We start from the raw sequence: 23,105 nt of genomic DNA on the forward strand, positions 1-23,105 counted from the left end.
GATTAATTAGGTCTCGAAAAACCTATTAGGAATTTTTCAGAACGCTCTCTTCACTCCCCCCATCCACACAAACTTTAACCCCCAAATCTCATTTATAACTCACAACCGGATATTTTTCTGATATCATGAATATACACTGCATGATTAGGAATGAATGATTAATGATTAAAAAAACTCTCGGTACCATGTTCGCAGTGACTATGATCTTTCTTTTGATCCTCACTGTGTTTACGCTCTTTTTCGGGTCTTATTATTTCGGCGTCGCCGGTTTTTTTGCGATTTTCGGCGTTACATACGAATCGCCCTGGTCGCTCTTCTGGTATATCCTTTTATCTTTTGGCCTCGGCGCGCTGTTTGAAATCCCGGAAAAAATTCTGAGCTTTATGATTGGGCATAAAGCTGCGACCTTTATGATCGAATGTTTTTTTACTTGGCTTGCCATCCATCTCGCTGATGAATTGATGGACAGCATCACCATCCCGCTGGATGTCGAAATCATCGCCTGTCTGTTTTTATTCGTCATTCAGCTGGCATTTGAAGACAACAAAGAAAGAAACCGGACATACGAGGATTGAGAAACTTTCCTGCGAAGGGAGAATAACTGTGACGTTTATCATTTTAATGGCCGGATTGTTTCTTTTGATTCAACTCAAAAGACCGTTCCGCAGAAAAATGTTCGGCTATGTTTTTTTAGCCGTTTATTTAACGGCGCTCGCACTCTATACCATCAATTCCGCTTTTGTTCACCTCATACCTGACAGCCTTTTGTCGATCTTGGCAGTGATTGCTGTGGCGCCTGCTGCTTGCCGGCTTTCTGAAGCCTTCAGCGGATTCCCGCTGAACCGAATATGGACAAATCGTCCTTATTTTAAAACAGGCCTTCAAAAAAGGTCTTTTTTTTCGTTAAAATTATATAGACCGATCAGTATAAAATCATAAGGGAATGATAGAATGGCAGAAAAAATGAGCAGCCGCGACAAAATTTTGCGGACGGCTTCACGATTGTTCCGCAAACAAGGCTACCATGCCACAGGCTTAAGCCAAATCACAGCCGAAAGCGGAGCGCCGCGGGGATCGCTTTATTATTATTTCCCCGGCGGCAAAGAGGAACTGGCGCAAGAGGCGATTCAATTAACCGGAGAAAGAATCAAAGCGTATATATCGTCAGCGATCAGCGGTGAAGCTGATCCTGTCAAGGCGTTTCAATCTTATATCCAGATGATGGCTGACGGAATCGAGGAATACATCATCGAAGAAAACGACGATATTCCGATCGTATCCGTCGCCGCAGAAACGTGGTCGTTCAGTGAAAGGCTCCGCCAAACGTGTGAACAGGTTTATCAAGACTGGCAGCTTGTCTATCAGGAAAAACTGCTCCAGTCAGGCTATGCGCCGGAAACGGCCGAGACGCTGAGCGTCGCGATACAAGCGATGATTGAGGGTGCGTATGTGCTCTCAGTGACGAAAAAAAACGGCCGGCCTCTCAGTGCAGCCGCCGAACAAATTCCTTTTTTGCTAAAACGTTCATAAAGGGTGGGAATACAAATGGAACAAGCTAGAAAAGGCTCCTTCATGATTATCGCAATCTTAATCGTCGGAAATTTTCTCGCTCTGATTAATGAGACGGTCATGAATGTGGCTTTGCCGAAAATCATCGACGATTTTGGCATTTCAGCGAACACAGCCCAGTGGCTGTCAACCGGATATATGCTCATGATCGGCATCGCCGTGCCGATTACCGCGTTTTTAATGCAGCGCTTTACGACAAGGCAGCTGTTTCTGTCTGCGATGACGCTTTTTACAGCGGGAACCTTGCTGGCCGGAATTGCTCCGGTCTTCCCGCTCGTTCTCGCCGGACGGATCATCCAGGGTTCAGGTACAGGCCTGATATTGCCGCTTGTGATGAATGTGATACTGACTTTGATTCCGCCGCAAAAACGCGGAACGATGACCGGAATCCTAACGCTCGTTATTTTATTTGCCCCGGCGATCGGTCCGGTCATCTCAGGCTATATTGTCGAGCATTATTCATGGCGCGTTGTTTTCTTCATGATGCTGCCAGTATCGGTTTTCATGATTTTTTATGCGGCGTTCCGCCTGAAAAATGTAACCGAACTGACGTATCCGAAAATTGACATATTATCTATTCTTTTATCGACTGTCGGGTTTGGCGGAATCGTTTTCGGCTTCAGCAACGCCGGGGAAGCTGCGGGCTGGAGCAGTCCGAAAGTGATCATCGGACTGGCAGCCGGTGTCATCGGATTAATATTGTTCGTCATGCGCCAGCTCAAATTGAAAGTGCCGATGCTTGATATGAGGCCGTTTCAGTCAAAAATATTTTCCGTCTCGGTTATCCTGATGTGGATCGTGATGATGCTACAGTTTTCGATGATGCTGATTTTGCCGCTTTACTTCCAGATGGCGCTTGAGCTGTCACCGCTTTATACAGGCATTCTTATGCTGCCGGGCGGCCTTGTCCTGGCGATGACATCTCTTGTTGCAGGACGCCTGTTTGATAAGCTTGGCTTTAAACCGCTGTTGATCACCGGGTTGATCATTGTGATTGCCGTCCTTTCGCTGTTTACGAATATTTCAAGCGATACGCCGATGGCGGCGGGAATGATGCTGTACGCCGGCTTCACACTCGGCGTCGGGTTAACGATGGCTCCGATCATGACGCTCGGTTTAAATCAGGTGCCCAAACCGCTGTACCCGCATGGCTCGGCGATTATGAATACGGTCAATCAAGTGTCAGGGGCCATCGGTCCGGCATTGTACACGACAATTCTGACGACCGTTTCGAATCGCTTTATCGCGCATTCTTCAGGAGCCAGCCGTCAGGAGCTGCACATGCAAGGTATGACAGAAGGCGTTCATATGGTTTATTTCGTAGCCATCGTCTTTGCAGCAGCTGCTCTTGTGATTTCGGTTTTTGTGAAAAGCAGTCGCGGGGAACATCATCCAGCATAAACATCGATCCATCAAAAAAATGCAGGAGGCATGAAGCGCCTCCTGCATTTTTTTATATTAGTTTAAAATTTTGACCTTTACGGTTTTGACGCCCCAATTGAAAGCGTCTTTTTTATCTGGAATAAATACGTCTATTTTATGGCCTTTAATGGCGCCTCCGGTGTCTTCAGCCGTCGCTTCGCCGTAGCCTTCCACATATACTTTCGTACCGAGCGGAATCACGCTTGGATCAACCGCGATGACTTTTGCATCACGGTTCGCATTCAGGTCGACTCCCGTTTTTGTGATGCCTGAAATGCCCCCGTCATTTGCCGTATACGCAGTTGCAGTCACTGTGATTTCCTTTTGCACGTTGACAGGCTGATCGTTTTGTTTTTGCGCGGACTCTTGTTTCACAGGCGCTGCAGCAGCAGCCTCTCCTGCTTCTCCATTTATCGCAATCGTTTGCCCTGCAATAATCAGGTCCGACTTCAGATTGTTCCGTTTTTGAAGATCGCTTACAGTTACACCGAACTCTTTTGCGATTTTTGAGAGCGTGTCCCCTAGCTGAACGGTGTACTGCTTTTCTTCAGATTTTTCTTCTTGAGAAGAAATGTTCAGCTTTTGACCCGGTAAAATCAGATCTGATGAAAGCTGATTCCATTTTTTTAAGTCCTTGAGGTTCATTCCGTAGTTTTGAGAAATCCCCCAGAGCGTGTCTCCTTTTTGAACTTCGATTTCTTTTGCTGAGGCAGTCGCTCCGAATGCAGTCGCCGACATAGCTGCGGCTGCAGCCAAGGACATGATTGTCTTCTTCATAAGTTAAATCCTCCCTTGTTAGCCCTTTTGAAACTAACAGGGAAAATCGTAACACAGCAAAATGTCACCGCTATGACAGATTGATGCGAATTTCGTTACAGTTTTTTTACTGATAAAGTTTGATTTTATGTAAAATTCTGATTTTCAACAACATGATTCCTTTATGTTTCAGACGTCCTCTTTCCTGCTCTTGACGCTGGTTCAAGCTGGAATTCTTTTTCAGTATAAGATGTTTTTTCAACATGAAGCTTTTGTGTTTATGAGAAGAGAAATTCGGGAAAACGAATCAATAAACGTAATTTATTTTCCTAAACATATAACCCCAGTCGCTTTTATGTCGTCATATATTAGAAAACAGCGGAGGAAAATTTTTCTCGCAAATCTCTTGTAATCCATCTGTAATTATTGTAACATTTGTAACATAAGAGATATATTTAAGGAGAGAGGAACATGAAAAAGTTAATCGTTTGTTTATTAGCTGTTTTACTCATCTTACCTGCCGGAGCATCTCTCGCAGCGAAAAACCAAACATCAGGGAATTTAACAAATAAACAAGTCATGCAAATGACTTTGCAGGCACGGGAGCACTTTTGGAATACGATGAGCGGCCACAATCCAAAAGCGAAAAACTCAACTTGCCAAACCAAAACATTTGAATACCGCGGTCTTCCATATACGTATATGTGCAGTGAATTCAGCACAAAAGCAAAGTTAACAGATTACTTGGCACCGGTTTTCACAAAAGACGCCATTAAAAAAGGATTTGAAAAATACAACATTATGTCTTATAAAGGAAAAATGGCCGTTCCTGTCGGCGATGGGGACAACCTCTTAGGATGGGACAAAGCAACAATCAAACTGATTTCTCAAAAAAACAATACCCGCACCTATGAATTTTCCGTACCGGCATTGGATGGATCGGTGACTGCGAAAAGAAAGATCACGTTTGTGAAAGAAGACAAAAAATGGAAAATCAATCAGCTCGATGCTGCCATCTAAACGAAAAAAGCTAATGTCTAAAAACGGACATTAGCTTTTTTCCGTCAAACGGTCAGCTCAACGATGTTGCCGTCAGGATCCAGGATGACGCTTTCATAATACCCGTCACCCGTGACGCGCGGCTTTCCGGCAACCTGGTATCCTTCCTTTTCAAAGCGGCTCGTCATCTCGTCAACCTCTTGCCGCGACCCTAAGGAAAACGCCATATGTGCATAGCCGGAAGCGTTTTCCTCTCCTTTTGCAAGGTCGGGACGTCTCATCAGCTCATCAAGCCGTGTTCCCGATTCAAACTGAATGAAATAGGATTCGAAATGCTTTTTCGGATTGACGTATTTTTCATTCGCCTTTCCGTGAAAAAACCGGGTATAAAAGTCTTTCATTTCCTCTAAATTGTTCGTCCATATAGCGATGTGTTCGATTTTCATAAAATCTCCCTCCCATTTCATCATACCATATAGACCCTCTGCCTTTTTTTACACCTTTTTAAATTGATAAGTATTCATAAAAATCCCGATGCAGATCATGAAGGCGCCGATCAGGATGCTGATTGTGACCGGTTCATGCAGCTGCAGCCAGCCGAATAAAAGGCCTAATACGGGAACAAACATTAAAGCCATCGATGCTTTTGACGCTTCGATTTGATTCAGGATCCAAAACCAAATGACGAACGTCAAAGCCGTAGAGAATAAACCGTTAAATAAAAGAGATAAGATCGCCTCATTTGACCAGTGAATCGGCCGGGCCGGTTCCAGTATAAAAGAGAAGATCAATAACATCACCGCCCCTGTGAGAAGCTGCCATGCATTCATATGAATCATATCTGTATCTTTAAATTTCAGTTTGCTGTATACATTGGCGATGCCCCAGCTGAGCGCTGCGATTAAAACACAAAGCTCTCCAAATATGACATTTTGATCAACATGCAGAATCCCTCCTCCTAATATAAACAAAAGACCGATCAACCCGGAAAATAAACCGAGCATTTTATACACATTGATTTTCTCGTTTAATTTAAAATGACTGATGACAGTGACAAAAATCGGCATGGTATACACCAATACAGACGTTTTTCCCGAATCGACAAACTGCATGCCGTAAGTTAACACCCCCATATAACCTAAACCCATCAATAAACTCATCACCAGATAATGCTTGATATTCTCCTTTCCTATTGAACGCTTCCTTCCTTTGATCAAGAGAATTACAAACAAAGGAACGGCTCCAATGAACAGCCGCAGTGCCGAAAATAAAACAGGGGGAATGTCAGTGATTGCGATTTTCATCGTCACCCAGGTATACCCCCAAATAAGCGTTACAGAGATGATCCCCAACAGTACTTTAAACATAAACCGTCACCTTTCTTCTTTGTTTCATGTACAGCATATGCTATATTGGATGATAACTGAAATACATTTTTATTATCGGAGGTATAACCATTTGGTTATGAACATGAACAGCCTTCACATCTTTGTGAAAGTCGCGGAGACACTAAATATGACAGAAGCCGCCAACGAGCTGTATATTTCACAGCCGGCCGTGAGCAAAGCCATAAAAACCATGGAAACGTCGCTCGGGGTCAAATTGTTGATTCGGGATAAACAGAACAAGTTAAAGCTTACTGACGCGGGAAAGGAAATCGCCGTACTGGCCAGACAGATGATTGTGATTGAAAACAAAATATACCAAGTGGCCGATCAAGAAAATCATCTGCTCAGGGGGAAAGTCAAAGTTGGCTCGTTCCCCGCCGTCTCAACGAATATTTTGCCGCAGGCTATCGCCTCCTTCAAGTCAAAGTATCCGCTCGTACAAATCGAGCTGGTCGAAGGAACCTCCGACCAAATTAAGCAATGGGTCGAAACACGCCTGGTTGATTTAGGCATCGTCGCCTCTCCCTTTGACGGTTTCGAAAGTCAAGTATTGTTTCAAGACCGGATGGCGGCCGTCATCCCTGAGCAATATCATCACTTAAAAGACGCACCTTTCATTGATCTGAAAAAACATCAAAATGAATTGATCTTTTGCAAGGGCGGGCACGAAGTCGCGGTATCTCAAATCTTTCAAAAACACCGCCTCGAATTAAAAGAAAATCTGACTGTGCAAAACGCGGAAACATTGGTCAATATGGTCAATAACAACTTGGGGATCGGCTTGATTTCTAACTTTTCGCTTTCCTCCGTATCCCATCGGTTGATCAAAAAAGACATCTCTCCTCAAATTATCCGCGAGGTCGGCATGATTACACCCTCATTTGAAGAAGCAACACCGGCGGCTGCCGAGTTTATGAAAATGATCATCGAGTCGGAAACGGTTCGATCATTTTCGTAAACAGAAAACGCCTCAGCACCGATCAAAGGGCTGAGGCGTTTTTTAAAAAATGCTCATCAATCATGGAAATTCGTTCCGTCCGTCGTTTCTTTAACAATTCCGGCGCGGATGACGAAATCTCCGAAATGTTCTCCTTCATTGCGTTCTTTCGCATAGCGCGGAAGAATGTCGCGAAGTTCTTTTAAAATTTCTTCTTCACCGATGTTTTCCCGGTACATTTTACTTAGACGGCTGCCGTCAAAAGCGGCGCCGAGGTACATGTTGTACTTGCCAGGGGCTTTTCCGATGAAGCCGATTTCGCCGAGCGCATGGCGGGCGCAGCCGTTCGGGCATCCCGTCATGCGGATGGTAATCTCTTCATTCTTCAAGCCGTTTTCTTCAATGATTTCATCAATTTTGTCAATCAGCTTTGGCAAATATCGTTCCGCTTCGGCCATCGCCAATCCGCACGTCGGCAGTGCGACGCATGCGATCGAGCTGCGGCGGAGCGCTGTATAATGCCTGCCGTCAGTCAAACCAAACTGTTCGATCAGTTCGCTGATCTTTTTCTTCTTTTGGCTTGTGACATTGGCAATGATCAAGTTTTGATTGGCTGTGAGGCGGATATCGCCGGTATGAACTTTGGCGATCTCCCTTAAGCCGGTCATCAGCTTGTAATCATCATAATCAGTGACGCGGCCGCCCTCAACAAACATTGTAAAGTGCCATCTTCCGTTTACACCCTTTACCCAGCCGTAGCGGTCGCCGTTATGCTCGAAATGATACGGCTTTGCTTCAGCGAGGCTCCAGCCGAGGCGGTTTTCCAGCTCGTTTTTGACCGTTTCCAAGCCGAGGCGGTCAATTGTGTACTTGAAGCGGGCATTTTTGCGAACCGAGCGGTTTCCGTAGTCCCGCTGAATCGTAATCGTTTTTTCGGCGACATCATATAACTGATCAGGCTTGCAGAAGCCAATGACTTTGGCAAGCTGCGGATACGTTGCTTTGTCTCCATGGGTCATGCCCATGCCGCCGCCGATCGCGACGTTGAAGCCGATGAGTTTGTCATCCTCCACAATCGCGATAAACCCAAGATCCTGGGAAAATACGTCGATATCATTTGACGGCGGAACGGCGATGCCGATTTTGAATTTCCGCGGCAGATACAGCGGTCCGTACATCGGTTCGACTTCTTCCGCATCAGGCGTGCCGGCCACTTTTTCTTCATCAAGCCAGATTTCATGATACGCACGTGTGCGCGGCAGGAGGTCATCACTCAGCTTTTTCGACCATTCATACACTTCTCTGTGGATTTCTGATTGATACGGATTGGAAGCGCACATGACGTTCCGGTTAACATCGCCGCATGCTGCAATGGTATCTAGCATGGCTGAATGGATCGACTGAATCGTTTTTTTCATGTTCCATTTTAAAATGCCGTGCATTTGGAATGTTTCCCGAGTTGTCAGCTTCAATGTTCCGTTTCCGTATTTCCGGGCAAGCTCATCCATGACAAGCCACTGCTCAGGCGTCGCCACACCGCCCGGCATCCGGACGCGCAGCATGAACTGATACGCAGGCTCAAGCTTCTGCTTTTGCCGCTCATTGCGGAGATCGCGGTCATCCTGCAAATAGCTGCCGTGGTGCTTCATCAGACGGTTGTCGTCATCTGAAATCCCGGCTGAAAGCGGCTCGAGCATCGATTCCTTCAGGGTGCCGCGCAAATAATCGCTTTCTTTCTTAATACGTTCTACATCGCTCGGCGGGCCTTCAGGCGCTTTTAATATTTCGTTCCCCATGTTGAAAAAGTCCCCTTTCAATCAAAATCAGTATACATCGCGCTGATAACGTTTTTGCTTTTTCATTTCTGCGAGGTAGGCTTCAGCTTCCTCACGGCTTTTGCCGCCTTCTTTTTCGATAATTTCAAGCAATGCGTTTTGAACATCTTTGGCCATGTTGTTCTTGTCGCCGCAAACGTAGAAAGCCGCTCCCTCTTCAAGCCACTCAAACAATTCTTTGCTGTGCTCCAGCATGCGATGCTGTACATATACTTTTTCTTCCGTATCCCGCGAGAACGCGACATCCATTTTTGTCAGCACGCCTTCACTCAGCCACTTTTGCCATTCTGTCTGATATAAGAAATCAGTGACAAAATGCTGATCGCCGAAGAACATCCACGATTTCCCCGATGCTCCGGTTTCTTCGCGCTCCTGCATAAATGACCTAAACGGCGCAACGCCTGTGCCGGGGCCGACCATGATAATCGGAGTCTCCGGATTCTCCGGCAGCTTAAAGTTTTTATTCGGCTGAATGAAAACAGGCAGGGTGTCGCCAGGCTGCAGACGTTCGGCACATAATACCGAGCAGACCCCTTTTCGGTCTCTGCCGTGCGCATTGTAGCGGACAGCACCGATCGTCAAATGCACTTCATCCGGATTTGCAGCGAAGCTCGATGCGATCGAATAAAGCCGAGGCGGGATTTTTCGAAGAATCGATACAAATTCCTGCGGAGCTGCTGCGATCGGACCGAAATCTCGCACAAAATTAATCAGGTCGCGGCCAGCGATATACGCTTTTAATTGATCCGCATTTTCCGGAGCGGCAAGCTCGCGCAGCTTTTCATTTTCAATGATTTCTGCCGCCTGCTGAATGAATTTCTTTGTCAGCACCGTAATTTCATAGTAAGAAGTCAACGCTTCTTTCAAAGAAAGGTTTTCCCCTTGATCAACAGCAACGGCAGCATTCGGATCCCATTTCAGCTCTTTCAGCAGCATATCGACGAGTTCAGGGTCATTTTCCGGAAAGATGCCGAGCGCGTCGCCAGGTTCATAAGTCAAACCTGAGCCTTCAAGCGATAATTCAAGATGGCGCGTTTCTTTATTTGATCCGCGGCCGTTTAAATTCAAATTTTCCAGCACTTCCGCTCTGAACGGATTTTTTCTCGAATATACTGTTACTCCTCCCGCGGCTTGCGGAGCTGCCGTTTGAGCAGGTGCGGCGCTTGCGCCCTGTTCCTGTCCTTCGTTTAAGCTTGAGATGACACCGTCAAGCCATGCTGCAGCCGGCTCATCATAATCGAGATCGCAGTCGACGCGCGGATGGAGCCTTGTGCCTCCAAGCTCACCAAGCCGCTGGTCGAACTCTTTTCCGGTCTGGCAGAAAAATTCATACGACGTGTCGCCAAGAGCCAGCACAGAATAACGGAGATCATCGAGCTTCGGAGCCCGTCTTCCATGGAGAAACTCATGGAATGACAGCGCGTTGTCCGGCGGATCCCCTTCACCGTGCGTGCTGACGACGATGAGAAGGTTTTTTAGTTTCTTCAATTGGTTCGGCTTAAAATCGCTCATTGAAGAGACGGTGACTTGAAATCCCCGTTCTGTAAGCGTCTTAGCCGCGTTTTCGGCAAGTCCCTGTGCATTTCCTGTCTGCGATCCGAATAAAATGGTCACTTCTTTGGAAACAGGCTGAGCCGGGCTTGCAGCAGGAGCTTCCGCCGGCAATGTTTCAAGAGCCGCCGGGGCATCGGCGGTTTGCACAGCTGCCAGATAACCGCTCAGCCAGGCTTTTTGTGATGCCGTCAAAGTTGGCAGAAGACGGTTGAGGAGCTCTGCCTGCTCCTGATTAAAAGGACTGTTCATTACCTGAAGTTGCAACGATATCCACCTCACTAAGGAATAAAAAAATCATGACTTGTTTTGAAACGGAAAAGGATAATACTCATCATATATCCACTATTCCTATAAATCAAATCGGTTTTATTGACGCAAAGCATCTGTCGATCACGGCTTTTGCTGCTAAGAAACATTGTAAGCGCTCACTCATCACGTCCCCTTTGCCGCGCGGCGTCATCCTGCTTCAAACCAAATATTCCTAAAAAAAGATTCTAATTAAAAGTTTACTGGAATACTCAACATTAGTAAAATATATATTAATTATCACAGCTATTAAGATTTTTAATAAAGGAGAGATTCGTGTGCATTATGATGCGCTGAAGACATTCGTTACCCTTGCAGAAGTCAAAAATTTCACGAAAACGGCCGAGCTTCTTCTCATGTCGCAGCCGAGCGTAAGCATGCACATTAAAAATCTTGAAAAAGAGTTCCAGACGAAATTATTTGAACGCTCTCCGAAATATTTGAAAATCACGCCGACCGGTGAAATTTTATACGATCGCGCCAAACAAATGATCACCATCTATGAACAAACGCGTCAAGACATTCTCGATCACCACAACTCGATCAAAGGCGAGCTGAAAATCGGCGCAAGCTTCACAATCGGCGAATACATTTTGCCATCGCTCTTGTTCGACCTTCAAAAAGAATATCCTGAGCTCGAACTCAAGGCCGTCATTGGAAACACGGAAGAAATCGTGCAGTCCGTCCGCCTGTACAAAGTGGACATCGGCTTGATCGAAGGACAGACAAATGAAAAAGAGCTTTCTGTACACGCCTTTATGCAGGACGAATTGTTTATCGCAGCTTCAAGCGATCACCCGCTTGCCGCCAAACAAGACGTGACAATGGCCGATCTGCAAAATCAAACGTGGGTAACGCGCGAAGTTGGCTCAGGCACACGCGAATACTTAAACCATGTCATCCGTTCAAACGGTTTAAAAGTGAAGTCGTTTCTGACGATCAGCAGCAACCAGGGAATCAAAGAAACGCTCATGACGGGCATCGGACTGTCTCTCCTGTCTGAAAGCGTCATTGAAAGAGACGTACAGCACGGAAACCTTTCCGTGCTCCGGCTGAAAAATCAAACCTTTAACAGGACGCTTTCATATATATACTCACCCGTCATGCAGGACAAAAAAAACGTGAAAACCTTTATTAACGCTTTGAACAAAAAAACAGCTTCGGGATGATGATCCGTTCTTCCTGCCGCTTCACGAATTGTTTGTTTTCGTTTGTCCAATGTGTGAATCATCATTGGAACCGATTGACTAGCGGTCGGTAATCCCATATCCTGGAATCATCACATAGGAAAAGAGATGATGGTTATGAAGTGGTTAGGTAAAAGTTTAGTTGCTTCATCATTACTGGCGGGTATGCTTGCTGTTTCAGGAAGTCCCATGCATGTACAAGCCCAGGAACTCTCTAAAACTGAAAATCTCTCTTCTCACGCATCTGCACAAGGAATCATCGCCCCTCAGGCGATCGTCATCAACAGGCCGATGAAAGTCGGACAGGAAGATCAATACGTCGGCATTTCGAACGTTTCCTACAGCGGCAGCGCCATTACCGTCAGCATCACCTCGGACCGCGTGTACGTAAAAGCCGTCAGCCCAGGCAAAGCGACATTTTCTTATCTCAATTCATTGGGACAGCTGGTCATCAACAATATTACGGTCACCCGATAGCACCTTATCCGCGGGAGGAAACTGCTTCCGCGGATGTTTGATCAGCTCTGACTTTCACCGTGACTATTCCAAAATAAAAACACCAATCACATAGAATTGGTGTTTTTGCCGTCAACGTATTTAAGTATTTTCGCCGGATTTCCGCCGACGATGGCATTGTCCGGGACATCTTTTGTCACGACGGCTCCGGAAGCTATCACTGCATTGTCGCCGACCTTGACGCCGGGGTTGATGACCGCACTGCCGCCAATCCAGACGTTCCGTCCGATGATGACAGGTATCCCGTACTCCGCACCGCTTATCCTTTCGGACGGATCGAGCGGATGGGTCGCCGTATAAATATGAACGCCCGGTCCGAGCATACAATGATCGCCTATCCGGATTTCGCATACATCGAGGAAAACACAGTCAAAATTGGCGAAGAAATTTTCCCCGACATGTATATTAAAGCCGTAATCACAGCGAAACACCGGTTCGATGTGGAGCGTTTCCCCTGTTGAACCAAACAGCTCTTTAATCAGCTTGGTCCTTTTATTGTCGTCGATTCCGTTCGAATTGTTGAACTCATTCGTAATTTTGCGCGCCCTGAGTCTGTCATGGCACAGCACCGGATCAGAAGCATGATAAAGCTCTCCGTCCAGCATTTTTTGCTTTTCTGTTTTCATTGGTTTTGGTCTCCTTGACTGCATTTTTATATTGGCTACATCAATTGCAACACTAGATTGAACACTTTTACAATAAAGTAGACATTGATGAGCAGCAAAAGCAAAATAACAGCCTTCCGCTTCTCATGTTTAATTTCATAAACGAATTTCCACATAAAAAAGATTGCTAAAAATACGATTAAAATACTATCAACACTTTTAAGTATCAGATCCATCCAATTCCTGCTCCCTTTTGACTTCTATATAAGACAATATTTTCATAACGCACGGCGTACTGCAAGACTCTTTCCCAGTTCTAAAAAAATAATCGAAAAACTGTTGACGAATCCATCTAATCTGCATATAATAGAACTTGTCAGCAAAACAAATACCCAGTGTTACATACCATGATTCCGTAGCTCAGCTGGGAGAGCGCTACCTTGACAGGGTAGAGGTCGCTGGTTCGAGCCCAGTCGGAATCATACCAACAAACCCTTGTATATCAAGGGTTTGTTTTTTTATGCATTATTACTTTAAATACACCCTGATGAATTGAATTGTTGGCGAATTGTTGGCAAAAAACTTTTTTAATCAATGACAATGATGCTACCGGAACATGTCAGCATGCTCCCCGAATTGGAGAGTAATCACAATAGAGTGAAAAGACCTGTCCTTGACATGGCCCAAGTAGAAGATATGGAAATGATCATAAGTGAAGCAATGGAGTTTAATAATCCAGTTCGGTTTTCTGTATTTAAGCCGCTGCCCATGCTTAACGGACCGGAAACCGGGGAGATCATTCAAACAGAGGGGCATATCCATTACATAAATCAACTGCGCAAGCTGTTCAATGTTTGTAGATTCAAAAGGAGACACTAATCTCATTAAATTTGAGGATGTTGTCGGCGTGGAAATGAAGTAAGCCCTTCTTTTGTTGGGAAGGGCTTCACTCATCATACGGCCGATATTTTTTCCGGCCGGCTTCAAGTTCCTGTTTTAGCTGCAAGACATCGCTACGTAAAAATAGAAGAACCCCCCTAATTTGGGGTTCTTGAGCTTAATTTATTTTAGCTTTCAACACTCTATAATCGCCACTTCCGTACAAGCCAATAACAAGTCTTGTAGTGTATTGAAAAGGTGTGTATTTCAGGGCTGTAAATGTTCCTGTACTTCTTATCTCCCATACACTTTTATCAAGTTTATAAGGTTCAGTCTCGTGTGATTTTCCATACAGGGGGCCTGTTAAATAAACATCGTAACTATTTGATTTTATTTTTCCTTTTTCATACGTAAATGTACCGGAGACTTTATGTTGAAAACCGGTTCCTAGCAATCCATTATACTTAACATACCCAGAATAATTCTTTTTGCGTACAGCTTGAGTGTCGACTTTGTTTTCCCCTTGTTCACCAACACCTAACTCAATAGTATCACCTTGGATATTTAACTTTTTGGTGGCTAAGGCATTCGTTACTCCTTTTTCTAACTGTTTATTCACATCTTTCATTGCTTCTTCAAGAGCCTTATTGGCAATGTCTACAGAAATCTTATTGTATGTTTGATCATCTAGGGTGGAAGTATGGCTTGATGAGGTTTTCGCATTGGCTGGGAGTGATAAAAAAATTAAAGACATCACAGTAATCGGAATCAAAACAGCCAAATAAAACAATTTTTTACGTAATGATACTAAACTCATATTGCCCATCTCCTCCAAACATGGTAAAGTACACTATGATAATATCATTACATTTAATGGTTTTTCTACTATATTATAAAATAAATGGAAATAATAGGAGGGAATCCCGCTTGTCTGGAGTTATTTTTGGAATCGTATGCTTCTTTCTTGTGTTTTATTTCCTAAATTATATTGGTCAAAAGTTAATTGCCGTAAAATCACCAGTAAATCACAAAGTCATTGTTTCAATTTCTTTTGTAGAAGCTTTTGTTGCTCTTTTGATGGTTTATTATAAACCACCGTTCTTATAACAACCAATTAACTTTTAGAAGAAGTCTTTTCGTTTCATGAAAAAATTAAAAAGGCTGCCGAGAAAATCAACAGCCTAAGCAGGCACTATGCCTGCCTTTTTTATTTCAATAATGATTCTAGTTTTGCTTTCGCCTTCGGCCCGTAAATTATCCGCAGAAAGCCCGTAATCAGCTGGAACCGTTTGACTGCAACAAAGTGAAAAAGGCCGCCTGCTTTCAAAAAGGTTCGTCCAGGTAGCTTTCTTTACTTCTGCTTGACTTCTACATATTTTGTAGAAGCTGTGATGTACAATCCAGATTTCAGCTTGTACATTTTTGATCCATTGACCGTGAGCGTCTTATCAATCGTGAACGCTTCACCTGGTTTCACCTTTTTATACTTAGCCCCCCAGTCCGGTTTGTTATAAACCCATAGCCACCCGTCAGCGTTTGGCTTCATTACAACCATTTTAACACCCTTTTCGACCGTTCCTTTTTTATCCATTTTCTTAAGTCCAACTACTTCTGCAATGCCCTCGGCATGTCCCCTGGCTAATAAATCGATAAATGATGCCTACTTAAGTAATGCCACATCATTTTTATTGTCGATAAAAAGGTTTTCGGTTAAGATTGCAGCCATTTTTGTCCCGCGAAGGACTGAATAGTTAGCCGATTTTTTCCCGCGGTCTTTTACCCCTTTACCTTTGATCTTGTTGAAAATAGCTTTATGGACAGCCGCCTGCTTTTGACCTGTTCCAGATGATACAGCCAACTTGTGAAAACGATATGTCTCAAATCCTGTACCTCCTCCAGCATTGATATGGATGGATACAAAGTAATCAGCACCCCATTTGTTAGCCATGGTTGAGCGGTCAGCCAATTCAATATAAACATCAGTGGAACGAGTAAGTTTCACTAATGTATCGTATTCCTTTTCAAGTATTCAGGATCTCCTGGCTGCAAATCAATGCGCGGATTATATGGGGCAGGGTTAATCTTTTCTACTGGTATAGTTCTAATATCCATGATGTATCGCCTCCAATAAAAAAACACCTTATTTAGTAAGGTGTATGGTACTTTTTTGTACTCTACTAAAATGTCTTTTTTCCGGTAATTCATCTAAACACTCTTGTAATAATCTTTTATAACCGCTTATTTTTCCAAGTCTCCCAGCTTCCATTTTTGATAGAATAGCCCATGCCCCTATTGAAACCAAAAATAAAAAAATTATTACGTCAGAAGCTAGAGCTAAATTGATTCTGTATTCTTTTATAATACTTAGACTGTGATCCATTGTACTTCCTATAGCCAAAGATATAATTGCAAAAAAGGCTGCGGTCAAATAACTGATTGCTTTTTTAATTTCAAACTGATCTTCAAGTCTTCCCAAGAACATTTGAATTTGCCTTTTATCATGGTGCTTTTTTATTTTTTCTTTAAATGCAATTTGTTCAGATAAGCTTTTTTTATGGACATCCTCTTTAACTTGTTCTAAATAACCAAGGACACTTTTGATCTCACCAAATTCAATTTGTTCATTACTATCATTCATGAAAATCACCCCCTGTATGTATCGGAAATGTTTTTACAATATTTAGGTGTATACGTTACCGGAAGAAGTTTTCTTACTACTGTTTTCGGCGAGTTCGCCCGCCTATTCTTTTGTATGTGTCTTTCCTGATGCCCATGATCTCTTCCCAATCCCGCCTCGTTACAGGTTCATCTGACTTCGTTGAAGGGCTTAACACTTTTTTAAGGTGTTGCTTCGCGTCAGCTGATAAAACATCTCTCATCTCCATACTCATTTCTCCTTACCGAATAAACACCACCTTGCGCTATTCGCTTTTTTGAATTAAACATGGCTCCGGCTAACCTCCAGGAGGACGCAAAGATTATATGGAGCCATACGAATCAGCTGCACAACATCCGTGTGCAAAAGATCAGTGTGCAGGCTCTCCGTCTTGGACTCGATATTCACGTTCGTTTTTCTTGTCTCTATCGTATGACAAAGTGAAATAGAAAAAATCCCCCATTTTATCCCCCTTTTTGTCGGATTTTTCTCGGATTTGAACATAAAAAAAGCACTCAATCAGAGATTAAGTGCTAAAACAAGTAATTGTCAGTTCTGTAGTTCCGTTTTATCTTTAAACATATGAAACGGATCCTATAAATTTAAAAGTATACCCATTGTTAACAATTTCATTTCTTTTCCCTTCATAATCAAAGTTATATAGTAAAATAGCAGAGTTTATATTGTTCGGAAGTTTTTTACCCTGAATAGCTTCAAAACGAGGTAAAAAGATTTCATCATATGAACAGCCACCTATTAATTCGTGCAACAATTCTTTATTCTGATCATGAACAACTTTTTCTATAAAGTCTTCATCTAAATCATCAATATCTATGAAAAAGTCTTTTAAAAACGCAGAAGGGAGGAAGTCACCTTCTTCTTCATCATACGGTAATTCAACGTATTCATTTAATTTATCATCAGTTAGAATACTACCAATCCATAATGAGACATAATTTTCTCGTTCCATTTTAAATCCTCCTATTTTTTATCCTTAGCCCCTCAGGCAAAGCTTCAACTCCACCTTTTAGTCAGTAATTGGCCCAATTGTTTAATCTTCGTACAAACATATTATAATCTTCGGATGAATCTATAATCTTTAGTAGCTAGTTGTGAGCAGCAGTAGAGCCTAGTCCACCGTGTTTTCCAGTCGGGTTAACAAATTCCACTTCATTTATTGCCGTCTCTCTAATTTGTTCAGCCGTTACTCCCCAGTGTTTAAAGGTTGGGGCTCGTGAAACCAGATGCCACTCATGCATTCCTCTCGGAGCTGCCTTTCTATGGCTCTTCTAATTTTTTTGTCACTCCAGAATTCATCTAATTGTTTAGTTGATAATGAATTAAACCATTTATTGAACTCCCCACTTTTAACAGTTGGTACAATGGTTTTCCGTACTTTTTTTACAGTCTGACCCGAAGTCCCTTTATTAGTGTTGAAAAGCACACTCTTCTTCTTATCCTCAACCAGCTCACGTATCAGAGGTGTATTCTTTACGTTAATAGAATTCGGTGCATCCTGAAGAATCGTCCCATATTTTCGCATGTAATACGAGATTAATTGTCTCAACCAGCTTAAACTTGCTTCAACAAGTAGGAGGCGAACAGTTTTTTGGCGGAATCTGTGGTTCCATAGACTTCCTCGCTCTGCCCGGCTACCTTTATCTATGACTAGTCATAAAAAAAGATCAATTAAGAATACTATATAAGTAAACTTAATTGATCTTATTATACGAATAGACTTCCCTTGAGCCCTGGTAAAGTTCATAGGGAAAGTCTATTTTAAAATGACTGAGCCAAGCCCTTGTTGGGCCGCTTTGTACACGCGACTCGACTGTTGGCGCAGTCGGGTCTTTTTTATTTTATGCATTGCTTAAAGAAAATATACACCTGAACGTTTGACCCGTACGTTGATGACGCACCTGTGGTCTTTTGCATTTAATTTTGACAGTCTATCTTGAATTTATATTACCAATTTCAACCCACTAAATCAACTAATAGTGTCATTCACCTTTCGGGATAAATGAAAATATTCGAGGTAAACCGTGCTTCATCTTCCAACGCTTTTGAACATCTCCATTATTTTTTTACGAACATCTCTAAGGTTTTAATAATTCACAGTATCCAAAATACTCCAAAGTAAGTCGAATTAATCACTTCCAATCCTTTAACATTCAGACGACAAAATGACTTTTGGTTGATTGTTTTTTTAATATGGATATTTTCTGGGTTTCATGCTTTATTTCAGGACTAGAAAACAAGTCCTTTGTCTGATTGAGAGAGACCGAACCCCTGCTAAAATAAAGTGCGTGTTGTTGGGAAATATTTCTCAAAAGGGAGGACCGATTGTTAAAGGACATCGAGATTTGAAAGGAGAACAACTGTGGCTAAGACTATTATTTCTGGTTTTATTTTATTTTTTCTGCTTATTTTTTCGGGAGCTGAGCCAGCATCAGCGGCTTTCTGGGATACAAAAGGAGACAACATTATTCATGATCCTTCCATGATTAAAGAAGGAAATACATGGTATACATTCGGCACTGGAATTGGCAATGGAATCCGCGTCATTAAATCGACAGACGGAAAAACGTGGAGCGCAACGCCAAGCATATTTGCAACTCCATTATCATGGTGGAAAAAGTACGTGCCAAACCATGAAGAAAACCAATGGACGCCTGATATCAGCTATTATAATGGACGCTATTGGCTTTATTATGCGGTATCCGCGTTCGGCTCGAAAAGTTCGGTGATCGGACTGGCTTCAACAGACCGACTCTCTTCCGGAAAATGGCGCGACGACGGGCTTGTCATCCGGACGACGACTTCGAACGATTATAATGCGATCGACCCTGATTTAGTCATTGATAAAGAAGGAAATCCGTGGCTGTCCTTCGGCTCATTTTGGAGCGGCATCAAGTTGACAAAGCTTGATAAAAACACGATGAAACCTACAGGGAAGATTTATTCCATCGCATCAAGGCCGAGCCATGGCGGAGCGGTTGAAGCGCCGTCTATCACATATAAAAACGGCTACTATTATTTATTCGTTTCTTTCGATAAATGCTGTCAAGGTGTGAATAGCACGTACAAAACCGCTTACGGCCGCTCTACAAAAATCACGGGACCTTACTATGACAAAAGCGGCAAGAAAATGACGGAAGGCGGAGGCACAATCCTCGATTCCGGAAACGACCGATGGAAGGGCCCGGGCGGTGCGGATATAGTGAACGGCAGCATCATCGTCAGACATGGTTATGATGCGCTTGACAATGGGGCGCCTAAGCTGCTGATTAATGATTTATACTGGGATTCCAAAGGCTGGCCGAAGTATTAGTTTTTAAACCGAGCAGATGTTTTTCTGCTCGGTTTTTTTCTGTTATTTATCCAGCTTTGCAAGAACTCCATCTAAAAAATCAAAAAATATTTAATCTGCCATATCTTCAAAGTATCGATCATTTTGATCAACTTTTTTAATAAATCCCTCTAGAGAGTCAGCTATTTTTTTATCAAAAAAGAATACCGATGACTTATCGGTATCATTTAAATCAAGCGTTAAATATACACCTTTATTTACCTCATAAAAAACAAGCCTGTCTTCATCTTCATATATATCATCTAAATCAGGGTCAAATTCGTAAATATCTTCCCTTAAAGTGATATCTGCGATAGTAGCGGGATCTAAAAATCTGTTTATTGCACTTTTATTCCCTCTTATAAACCCGTACCCAATCTCTAAATAAAATTCTCTGAGTTCTTTAGGAAATAGAAAACCAAGTCTATCTTCCGCTTTATTAGATCGTTTTCTTTTAACTCATAAAGCTCATGATGACTATTTTTTATAAAATTAAATTTGTTCAGCCTCATGAACCTCCTTATAGATGATGCACTTTTACCATGAATATCCGATTGGTGCACATTAGAAATTCAGCCAGGCTGATATCCCCACAACCTCGAACGATTAATTTTCTTCCTGACAGACAACAGAGCCAGGCCGCCAAACAATGTTCATACTTTGCTGTTTGATTCCACTATCCGCACCGCTTCTTCCTCTGCGCCATTTTCATAAATAATCAAGCGGGTTACCACACCATTCTCCAAAATAAATTCCACTTCAACAGACAATGATCTGAGGAAAAAGCGCGTTTCCGAGGCTGGAAATAATTCGAAACGGATCTGTCCGGTGATTTGCATATAAAGCCGGTCTTTATCAACTGTCACATCAGCGGCGGTGCCATCCTGAAGTGAATAACTTCCGACATATCTTTGGTAAATGGCCGGATCGATCTCTTTTTTCTTTTTATCGGCAGGGCGGTCAGGGATTTTGTAGGCCTTTTCAAACAGGATATTTTCAACGGCTTCAAAAATGGCCTGTTCATATTCATCATCCTGTTCCACATTGCTCAAATAAATGAAGGTTTTTCGTTGATCGATATATCGGATCATTACAGTTGAATAGCCTGGCCAGCTGCCGCTGTGACAGACAATTCGCCCTGTTTCAGGTCTGTCCCGAAGCACCCATCCACACCCGTAATCTACGGACTCTCCGTTTTTCAGAGACGCGGGAGTAAAGGCAAGCTCTTTTGAAACATGATTGATCAAACAATCTGTATATAAGGCTTGGTCAAACAAATATAAGTCATGAATGGTTGAGTTTACGGTTCCGTCCCCCTGGATCCCGTCAAGATAGGAGACATATTTTGTTTCTTCAAGGTCATCGGGCAGAACGTACTGTTCTGTATGCACGTCATACACATATCCATACGCATAGTTCTCAATGGTTTCAGGTTGAAGCCTTCTGTTATACACTCTTGAGTTCCGCATTTCCACCGGTTCAAAGATACTTTTTTTCATATATTCGGCAAAACTCAGACCGGATGCCTTTTCAATGATAACCGCAAGCAGCACATATCCCGTATTGCTGTACATCCAATCTTCACCCGGGGCAAAATAGCGTTGCGGCTGATGATTCATCAGCATATCAATGATATCTTGATTAACAGCAATCTTGTTATGATCCCAATGTTGTAAAAACCACTCCATATAATCGGGCAGACCCGACGTATGTGTCAACAAATCGTGAATCGTTATGCCCTGATAAGGAAATCCGGTTATCCATCGTTCTACGGGATCCTCAATATTCAATACCCCTTGCTGTGCTAATTGAAGGATGCCCAAAGCAGTGAACGGCTTGGATAGCGATGCTAATTCAAATAAGGAGTGCTCCTGCAATAAACGCTTATCTGCCAAGTTTGCATAACCGAAGGCGCCTTGATAAAGAATGTCTCCGTCTTCAGCGACTAATACCGCCGCGTTGATCTGATTTTTTTCATTTAACACACTAAACAGGTTAACAAGTTGTTCTCTTTTTTTCTGTTTCACTTTTCCACCTCCCTTTCTTTATACGCATATGGAAATAAGAGGTTTCAACTAAAAAAAAGACAAGACTGCTTCTTGTCTTTGAAATCACTGTTCTACAATTCTAATAAGTTTCAACATCCTTTTCGCAAGTCACTCATTGATCTACGGTGCGACCCATTAGCCCCAGCACAACCGAATGTCAAATTGACTTTTGATTGCGGCGAAAGAATGTTGCAAACAGCAATAAAACGTTGCTCAAAAGACTTGCCGCCCCTAACCAGACGAGCCATTCCGCATTTGTCCCCCAGGAATATCCGATGATGATCAGAGCAATGCAGCTTGAGAAAAAGGGCCCTGTCCTGTCTAATTTTGCGCCGCGGCGAATGGTTTCCTTTGTCTGCAGGAATTTATCTTCTGCATGATAGAGCTTCTCCTTTATTTTGATTTTAAAAGTTGTTGCTTTTACATAAAGATCATTTTTCATCATTTTCTCCTCCGTAGCGGCGTTTCTCAAATTCTCCGAGAATCTTTTCTGTATCTAACGGATTCCCCACGCCAAGCTGAATGTTTGCATTCTCCTCAAAACCGTCTTGTTCTTCACCGTCAAAACGGTAAAGCTTTTGCAGCAGCCGCCAAAATGTCGCAACCTCTTCAGCTGTAAACTGCTGAAACAAGTCGGCCAAGAAATAGACGGACCTTTCGGAACAATCCACCAGCGCTTTCTTTCCTTCAGCGGTCATTTCAATATTAATGGAGCGTTTGTCTTTTTGACTTGGCACTGATTTGACATAGCCTTTTTTGATCAGACCTGTCATCAGCTTGTTGGCGGTCTGTTTGGTTGTGCCAAGCTTTTTGGAGATATTCGTAAGCGTGGCAGTTTCAGTCGGCAAATGCGCGATGGCGATGAGCGCCATATGTTGCCTTGAAGTTAATATTTCCATGTATTCGTCACCTCGGGTTTGCACCTTATTGACAACTGAAAACAATGTCGCATAGCTTTGCTGCATCAAATGTAATTCGTTGATTAAGCCGTTGATATCCATTTGTTCTCTCCTTCGAATATAGTCAACATGCTGACAAATGTACAATACCCTCTTTCAGGAATTTTGTCAACATGTTGACTATTTTTTCGTGATTGATC

The 23,105-nt window shown here is 43.0% G+C and carries 25 protein-coding genes, 1 tRNA gene and 4 pseudogenes; 11 read left to right on the forward strand and 19 right to left on the reverse strand.

Annotated elements, in window-relative coordinates:
• The first annotated feature begins 161 nt into the window (after nt 1–161).
• Genes ACVC9U_RS12390 through ACVC9U_RS12405 form a run of 4 tightly spaced genes read left to right on the forward strand, consistent with a single transcriptional unit; the run spans nt 162 to nt 2,970 of the window.
• Nucleotides 162–575, forward strand: coding sequence for a regulatory YrvL family protein (locus ACVC9U_RS12390; protein ID WP_441391053.1), 414 nt, complete (start codon nt 162–164; stop codon nt 573–575).
• Between the two features lie 28 nt (nt 576–603).
• Nucleotides 604–939, forward strand: coding sequence for a hypothetical protein (locus ACVC9U_RS12395; protein WP_441391055.1), 336 nt, complete (start codon nt 604–606; stop codon nt 937–939).
• A gap of 12 nt (nt 940–951) precedes the next feature.
• Nucleotides 952–1,530, forward strand: coding sequence for a TetR/AcrR family transcriptional regulator (locus ACVC9U_RS12400; protein WP_003180775.1), 579 nt, complete (start codon nt 952–954; stop codon nt 1,528–1,530).
• Between the two features lie 15 nt (nt 1,531–1,545).
• Nucleotides 1,546–2,970 (forward strand): DHA2 family efflux MFS transporter permease subunit, encoded by a 1,425-nt coding sequence (locus ACVC9U_RS12405; protein ID WP_441391058.1) that lies wholly within the window; start codon nt 1,546–1,548, stop codon nt 2,968–2,970.
• 57 nt (nt 2,971–3,027) lie between these two features.
• On the opposite strand, the gene ACVC9U_RS12410 is transcribed toward ACVC9U_RS12405, so the two are convergent.
• Complete coding sequence (locus tag ACVC9U_RS12410) at nt 3,028–3,768, reverse strand: 3D domain-containing protein (protein WP_025811608.1); 741 nt, start codon at nt 3,766–3,768, stop codon at nt 3,028–3,030.
• 450 nt (nt 3,769–4,218) lie between these two features.
• Here ACVC9U_RS12410 and ACVC9U_RS12415 point away from each other — a divergent pair, with 450 nt between their 5' ends.
• Nucleotides 4,219–4,767, forward strand: coding sequence for an IseA DL-endopeptidase inhibitor family protein (locus ACVC9U_RS12415; protein ID WP_020450997.1), 549 nt, complete (start codon nt 4,219–4,221; stop codon nt 4,765–4,767).
• 44 nt (nt 4,768–4,811) lie between these two features.
• Here the strand turns inward: ACVC9U_RS12415 and ACVC9U_RS12420 are convergent, their stop codons facing one another.
• Nucleotides 4,812–5,192, reverse strand: coding sequence for a VOC family protein (locus ACVC9U_RS12420; protein ID WP_441391060.1), 381 nt, complete (start codon nt 5,190–5,192; stop codon nt 4,812–4,814).
• A gap of 48 nt (nt 5,193–5,240) precedes the next feature.
• Nucleotides 5,241–6,113, reverse strand: a complete 873-nt coding sequence (locus ACVC9U_RS12425; RefSeq protein ID WP_020450995.1) for a DMT family transporter — start codon at nt 6,111–6,113, stop codon at nt 5,241–5,243.
• A 91-nt stretch (nt 6,114–6,204) separates the two neighbouring features.
• Here ACVC9U_RS12425 and ACVC9U_RS12430 point away from each other — a divergent pair, with 91 nt between their 5' ends.
• The gene (locus ACVC9U_RS12430) at nt 6,205–7,092 is read left to right on the forward strand and encodes a LysR family transcriptional regulator (protein WP_020450994.1); all 888 of its coding nucleotides are present in this window, start codon (nt 6,205–6,207) and stop codon (nt 7,090–7,092) included.
• 56 nt (nt 7,093–7,148) lie between these two features.
• Here ACVC9U_RS12430 and cysI read toward each other — a convergent pair whose 3' ends face one another.
• Together cysI and ACVC9U_RS12440 are read right to left on the reverse strand one after the other, a co-directional pair.
• Nucleotides 7,149–8,867, reverse strand: coding sequence for an assimilatory sulfite reductase (NADPH) hemoprotein subunit (cysI, locus tag ACVC9U_RS12435; protein ID WP_441391063.1), 1,719 nt, complete (start codon nt 8,865–8,867; stop codon nt 7,149–7,151).
• A gap of 27 nt (nt 8,868–8,894) precedes the next feature.
• Entirely contained in the window at nt 8,895–10,724 is a 1,830-nt protein-coding gene (locus tag ACVC9U_RS12440) for an assimilatory sulfite reductase (NADPH) flavoprotein subunit (RefSeq protein ID WP_441391065.1), read from the reverse strand.
• 320 nt (nt 10,725–11,044) lie between these two features.
• Here ACVC9U_RS12440 and ACVC9U_RS12445 point away from each other — a divergent pair, with 320 nt between their 5' ends.
• The gene (locus ACVC9U_RS12445) at nt 11,045–11,935 is read left to right on the forward strand and encodes a LysR family transcriptional regulator (protein WP_061576218.1); all 891 of its coding nucleotides are present in this window, start codon (nt 11,045–11,047) and stop codon (nt 11,933–11,935) included.
• Nucleotides 11,936–12,070: 135 nt separating this feature from the next.
• On the forward strand, nt 12,071–12,430 hold the full coding sequence (locus ACVC9U_RS12450; protein WP_441391067.1) for a hypothetical protein: 360 nt from the start codon (nt 12,071–12,073) through the stop codon (nt 12,428–12,430).
• An 86-nt stretch (nt 12,431–12,516) separates the two neighbouring features.
• On the opposite strand, the gene ACVC9U_RS12455 is transcribed toward ACVC9U_RS12450, so the two are convergent.
• On the reverse strand, nt 12,517–13,095 hold the full coding sequence (locus ACVC9U_RS12455) for a maltose acetyltransferase domain-containing protein (protein WP_441391069.1): 579 nt from the start codon (nt 13,093–13,095) through the stop codon (nt 12,517–12,519).
• A 35-nt stretch (nt 13,096–13,130) separates the two neighbouring features.
• Nucleotides 13,131–13,310, reverse strand: coding sequence for a hypothetical protein (locus tag ACVC9U_RS12460; RefSeq protein WP_011197793.1), 180 nt, complete (start codon nt 13,308–13,310; stop codon nt 13,131–13,133).
• A 173-nt stretch (nt 13,311–13,483) separates the two neighbouring features.
• Between ACVC9U_RS12460 and ACVC9U_RS12465 the strand changes: the two genes are divergently transcribed.
• Together ACVC9U_RS12465 and ACVC9U_RS12470 are read left to right on the forward strand one after the other, a co-directional pair.
• Nucleotides 13,484–13,556: transfer RNA gene (locus ACVC9U_RS12465), tRNA-Val, on the forward strand.
• Nucleotides 13,557–13,674: 118 nt separating this feature from the next.
• A pseudogene (locus ACVC9U_RS12470) lies at nt 13,675–13,996 on the forward strand (YolD-like family protein).
• Between the two features lie 24 nt (nt 13,997–14,020).
• On the opposite strand, the pseudogene ACVC9U_RS12475 reads toward ACVC9U_RS12470, so the two are convergent.
• The 8 genes and pseudogenes from ACVC9U_RS12475 to ACVC9U_RS12510 all read right to left on the reverse strand — a co-directional run.
• Nucleotides 14,021–14,107 (reverse strand): annotated as a pseudogene (locus ACVC9U_RS12475) (DNA-binding protein); the annotation flags it as partial.
• Nucleotides 14,108–14,131: 24 nt separating this feature from the next.
• A complete protein-coding gene (locus tag ACVC9U_RS12480) occupies nt 14,132–14,770 on the reverse strand; it encodes a hypothetical protein (protein WP_075753328.1) in 639 nt (212 codons plus the stop codon).
• Between the two features lie 534 nt (nt 14,771–15,304).
• A complete protein-coding gene (locus ACVC9U_RS12485; protein WP_237562663.1) occupies nt 15,305–15,544 on the reverse strand; it encodes a DUF5776 domain-containing protein in 240 nt (79 codons plus the stop codon).
• A gap of 69 nt (nt 15,545–15,613) precedes the next feature.
• Nucleotides 15,614–15,955, reverse strand: coding sequence for an N-acetylmuramoyl-L-alanine amidase (locus tag ACVC9U_RS12490; RefSeq protein WP_256700683.1), 342 nt, complete (start codon nt 15,953–15,955; stop codon nt 15,614–15,616).
• A gap of 23 nt (nt 15,956–15,978) precedes the next feature.
• A pseudogene (locus ACVC9U_RS12495) lies at nt 15,979–16,065 on the reverse strand (ParB N-terminal domain-containing protein); the annotation flags it as partial.
• A gap of 28 nt (nt 16,066–16,093) precedes the next feature.
• On the reverse strand, nt 16,094–16,591 hold the full coding sequence (locus ACVC9U_RS12500) for a hypothetical protein (protein WP_075753330.1): 498 nt from the start codon (nt 16,589–16,591) through the stop codon (nt 16,094–16,096).
• Between the two features lie 76 nt (nt 16,592–16,667).
• On the reverse strand, nt 16,668–16,838 hold the full coding sequence (locus tag ACVC9U_RS12505) for a hypothetical protein (RefSeq protein WP_167564568.1): 171 nt from the start codon (nt 16,836–16,838) through the stop codon (nt 16,668–16,670).
• Nucleotides 16,839–17,183: 345 nt separating this feature from the next.
• Nucleotides 17,184–17,579, reverse strand: a complete 396-nt coding sequence (locus ACVC9U_RS12510; protein WP_075753332.1) for an immunity 22 family protein — start codon at nt 17,577–17,579, stop codon at nt 17,184–17,186.
• A gap of 1,410 nt (nt 17,580–18,989) precedes the next feature.
• Here ACVC9U_RS12510 and ACVC9U_RS12515 point away from each other — a divergent pair.
• Complete coding sequence (locus tag ACVC9U_RS12515) at nt 18,990–19,940, forward strand: glycoside hydrolase family 43 protein (RefSeq protein WP_075753334.1); 951 nt, start codon at nt 18,990–18,992, stop codon at nt 19,938–19,940.
• Nucleotides 19,941–20,030: 90 nt separating this feature from the next.
• On the opposite strand, the pseudogene ACVC9U_RS12520 reads toward ACVC9U_RS12515, so the two are convergent.
• The 4 genes and pseudogenes from ACVC9U_RS12520 to ACVC9U_RS12535 all read right to left on the reverse strand — a co-directional run bounded on the left by ACVC9U_RS12520 (nt 20,031) and on the right by ACVC9U_RS12535 (nt 23,007).
• Nucleotides 20,031–20,464 (reverse strand): annotated as a pseudogene (locus ACVC9U_RS12520) (SMI1/KNR4 family protein).
• A gap of 147 nt (nt 20,465–20,611) precedes the next feature.
• Complete coding sequence (locus ACVC9U_RS12525; protein ID WP_441391074.1) at nt 20,612–21,985, reverse strand: serine hydrolase; 1,374 nt, start codon at nt 21,983–21,985, stop codon at nt 20,612–20,614.
• Between the two features lie 178 nt (nt 21,986–22,163).
• The gene (locus ACVC9U_RS12530) at nt 22,164–22,448 is read right to left on the reverse strand and encodes a hypothetical protein (RefSeq protein WP_075753338.1); all 285 of its coding nucleotides are present in this window, start codon (nt 22,446–22,448) and stop codon (nt 22,164–22,166) included.
• Nucleotides 22,438–23,007, reverse strand: a complete 570-nt coding sequence (locus ACVC9U_RS12535) for a MarR family winged helix-turn-helix transcriptional regulator (RefSeq protein ID WP_075753340.1) — start codon at nt 23,005–23,007, stop codon at nt 22,438–22,440. The genes ACVC9U_RS12530 and ACVC9U_RS12535 overlap by 11 nt, the downstream gene beginning before the upstream one ends.
• Nucleotides 23,008–23,105: the final 98 nt, after the last annotated feature.

It is taken from the genome of Bacillus sp. GM2, assembly GCF_056155945.1.

Excerpts from the sequence above, each read along its gene's own strand:
- ACVC9U_RS12505 (WP_167564568.1), bottom strand. The coding sequence starts at position 16,838 with ATGGAGATGAGAGATGTTTTATCAGCTGACGCGAAGCAACACCTTAAA.
- ACVC9U_RS12535 (WP_075753340.1), bottom strand. The coding sequence starts at position 23,007 with ATGGATATCAACGGCTTAATCAACGAATTACATTTGATGCAGCAAAGC.
- ACVC9U_RS12390 (WP_441391053.1), top strand. The coding sequence starts at position 162 with ATGATTAAAAAAACTCTCGGTACCATGTTCGCAGTGACTATGATCTTT.
- ACVC9U_RS12485 (WP_237562663.1), bottom strand. The coding sequence starts at position 15,544 with ATGGATAAAAAAGGAACGGTCGAAAAGGGTGTTAAAATGGTTGTAATG.
- ACVC9U_RS12510 (WP_075753332.1), bottom strand. The coding sequence starts at position 17,579 with ATGGAACGAGAAAATTATGTCTCATTATGGATTGGTAGTATTCTAACT.
- cysI (WP_441391063.1), bottom strand. The coding sequence starts at position 8,867 with ATGGGGAACGAAATATTAAAAGCGCCTGAAGGCCCGCCGAGCGATGTA.
- ACVC9U_RS12425 (WP_020450995.1), bottom strand. The coding sequence starts at position 6,113 with ATGTTTAAAGTACTGTTGGGGATCATCTCTGTAACGCTTATTTGGGGG.
- ACVC9U_RS12415 (WP_020450997.1), top strand. The coding sequence starts at position 4,219 with ATGAAAAAGTTAATCGTTTGTTTATTAGCTGTTTTACTCATCTTACCT.
- ACVC9U_RS12420 (WP_441391060.1), bottom strand. The coding sequence starts at position 5,192 with ATGAAAATCGAACACATCGCTATATGGACGAACAATTTAGAGGAAATG.
- ACVC9U_RS12460 (WP_011197793.1), bottom strand. The coding sequence starts at position 13,310 with ATGGATCTGATACTTAAAAGTGTTGATAGTATTTTAATCGTATTTTTA.
- ACVC9U_RS12500 (WP_075753330.1), bottom strand. The coding sequence starts at position 16,591 with ATGAATGATAGTAATGAACAAATTGAATTTGGTGAGATCAAAAGTGTC.
- ACVC9U_RS12480 (WP_075753328.1), bottom strand. The coding sequence starts at position 14,770 with ATGAGTTTAGTATCATTACGTAAAAAATTGTTTTATTTGGCTGTTTTG.
- ACVC9U_RS12530 (WP_075753338.1), bottom strand. The coding sequence starts at position 22,448 with ATGAAAAATGATCTTTATGTAAAAGCAACAACTTTTAAAATCAAAATA.
- ACVC9U_RS12405 (WP_441391058.1), top strand. The coding sequence starts at position 1,546 with ATGGAACAAGCTAGAAAAGGCTCCTTCATGATTATCGCAATCTTAATC.
- ACVC9U_RS12455 (WP_441391069.1), bottom strand. The coding sequence starts at position 13,095 with ATGAAAACAGAAAAGCAAAAAATGCTGGACGGAGAGCTTTATCATGCT.
- ACVC9U_RS12450 (WP_441391067.1), top strand. The coding sequence starts at position 12,071 with ATGAAGTGGTTAGGTAAAAGTTTAGTTGCTTCATCATTACTGGCGGGT.
- ACVC9U_RS12410 (WP_025811608.1), bottom strand. The coding sequence starts at position 3,768 with ATGAAGAAGACAATCATGTCCTTGGCTGCAGCCGCAGCTATGTCGGCG.
- ACVC9U_RS12400 (WP_003180775.1), top strand. The coding sequence starts at position 952 with ATGGCAGAAAAAATGAGCAGCCGCGACAAAATTTTGCGGACGGCTTCA.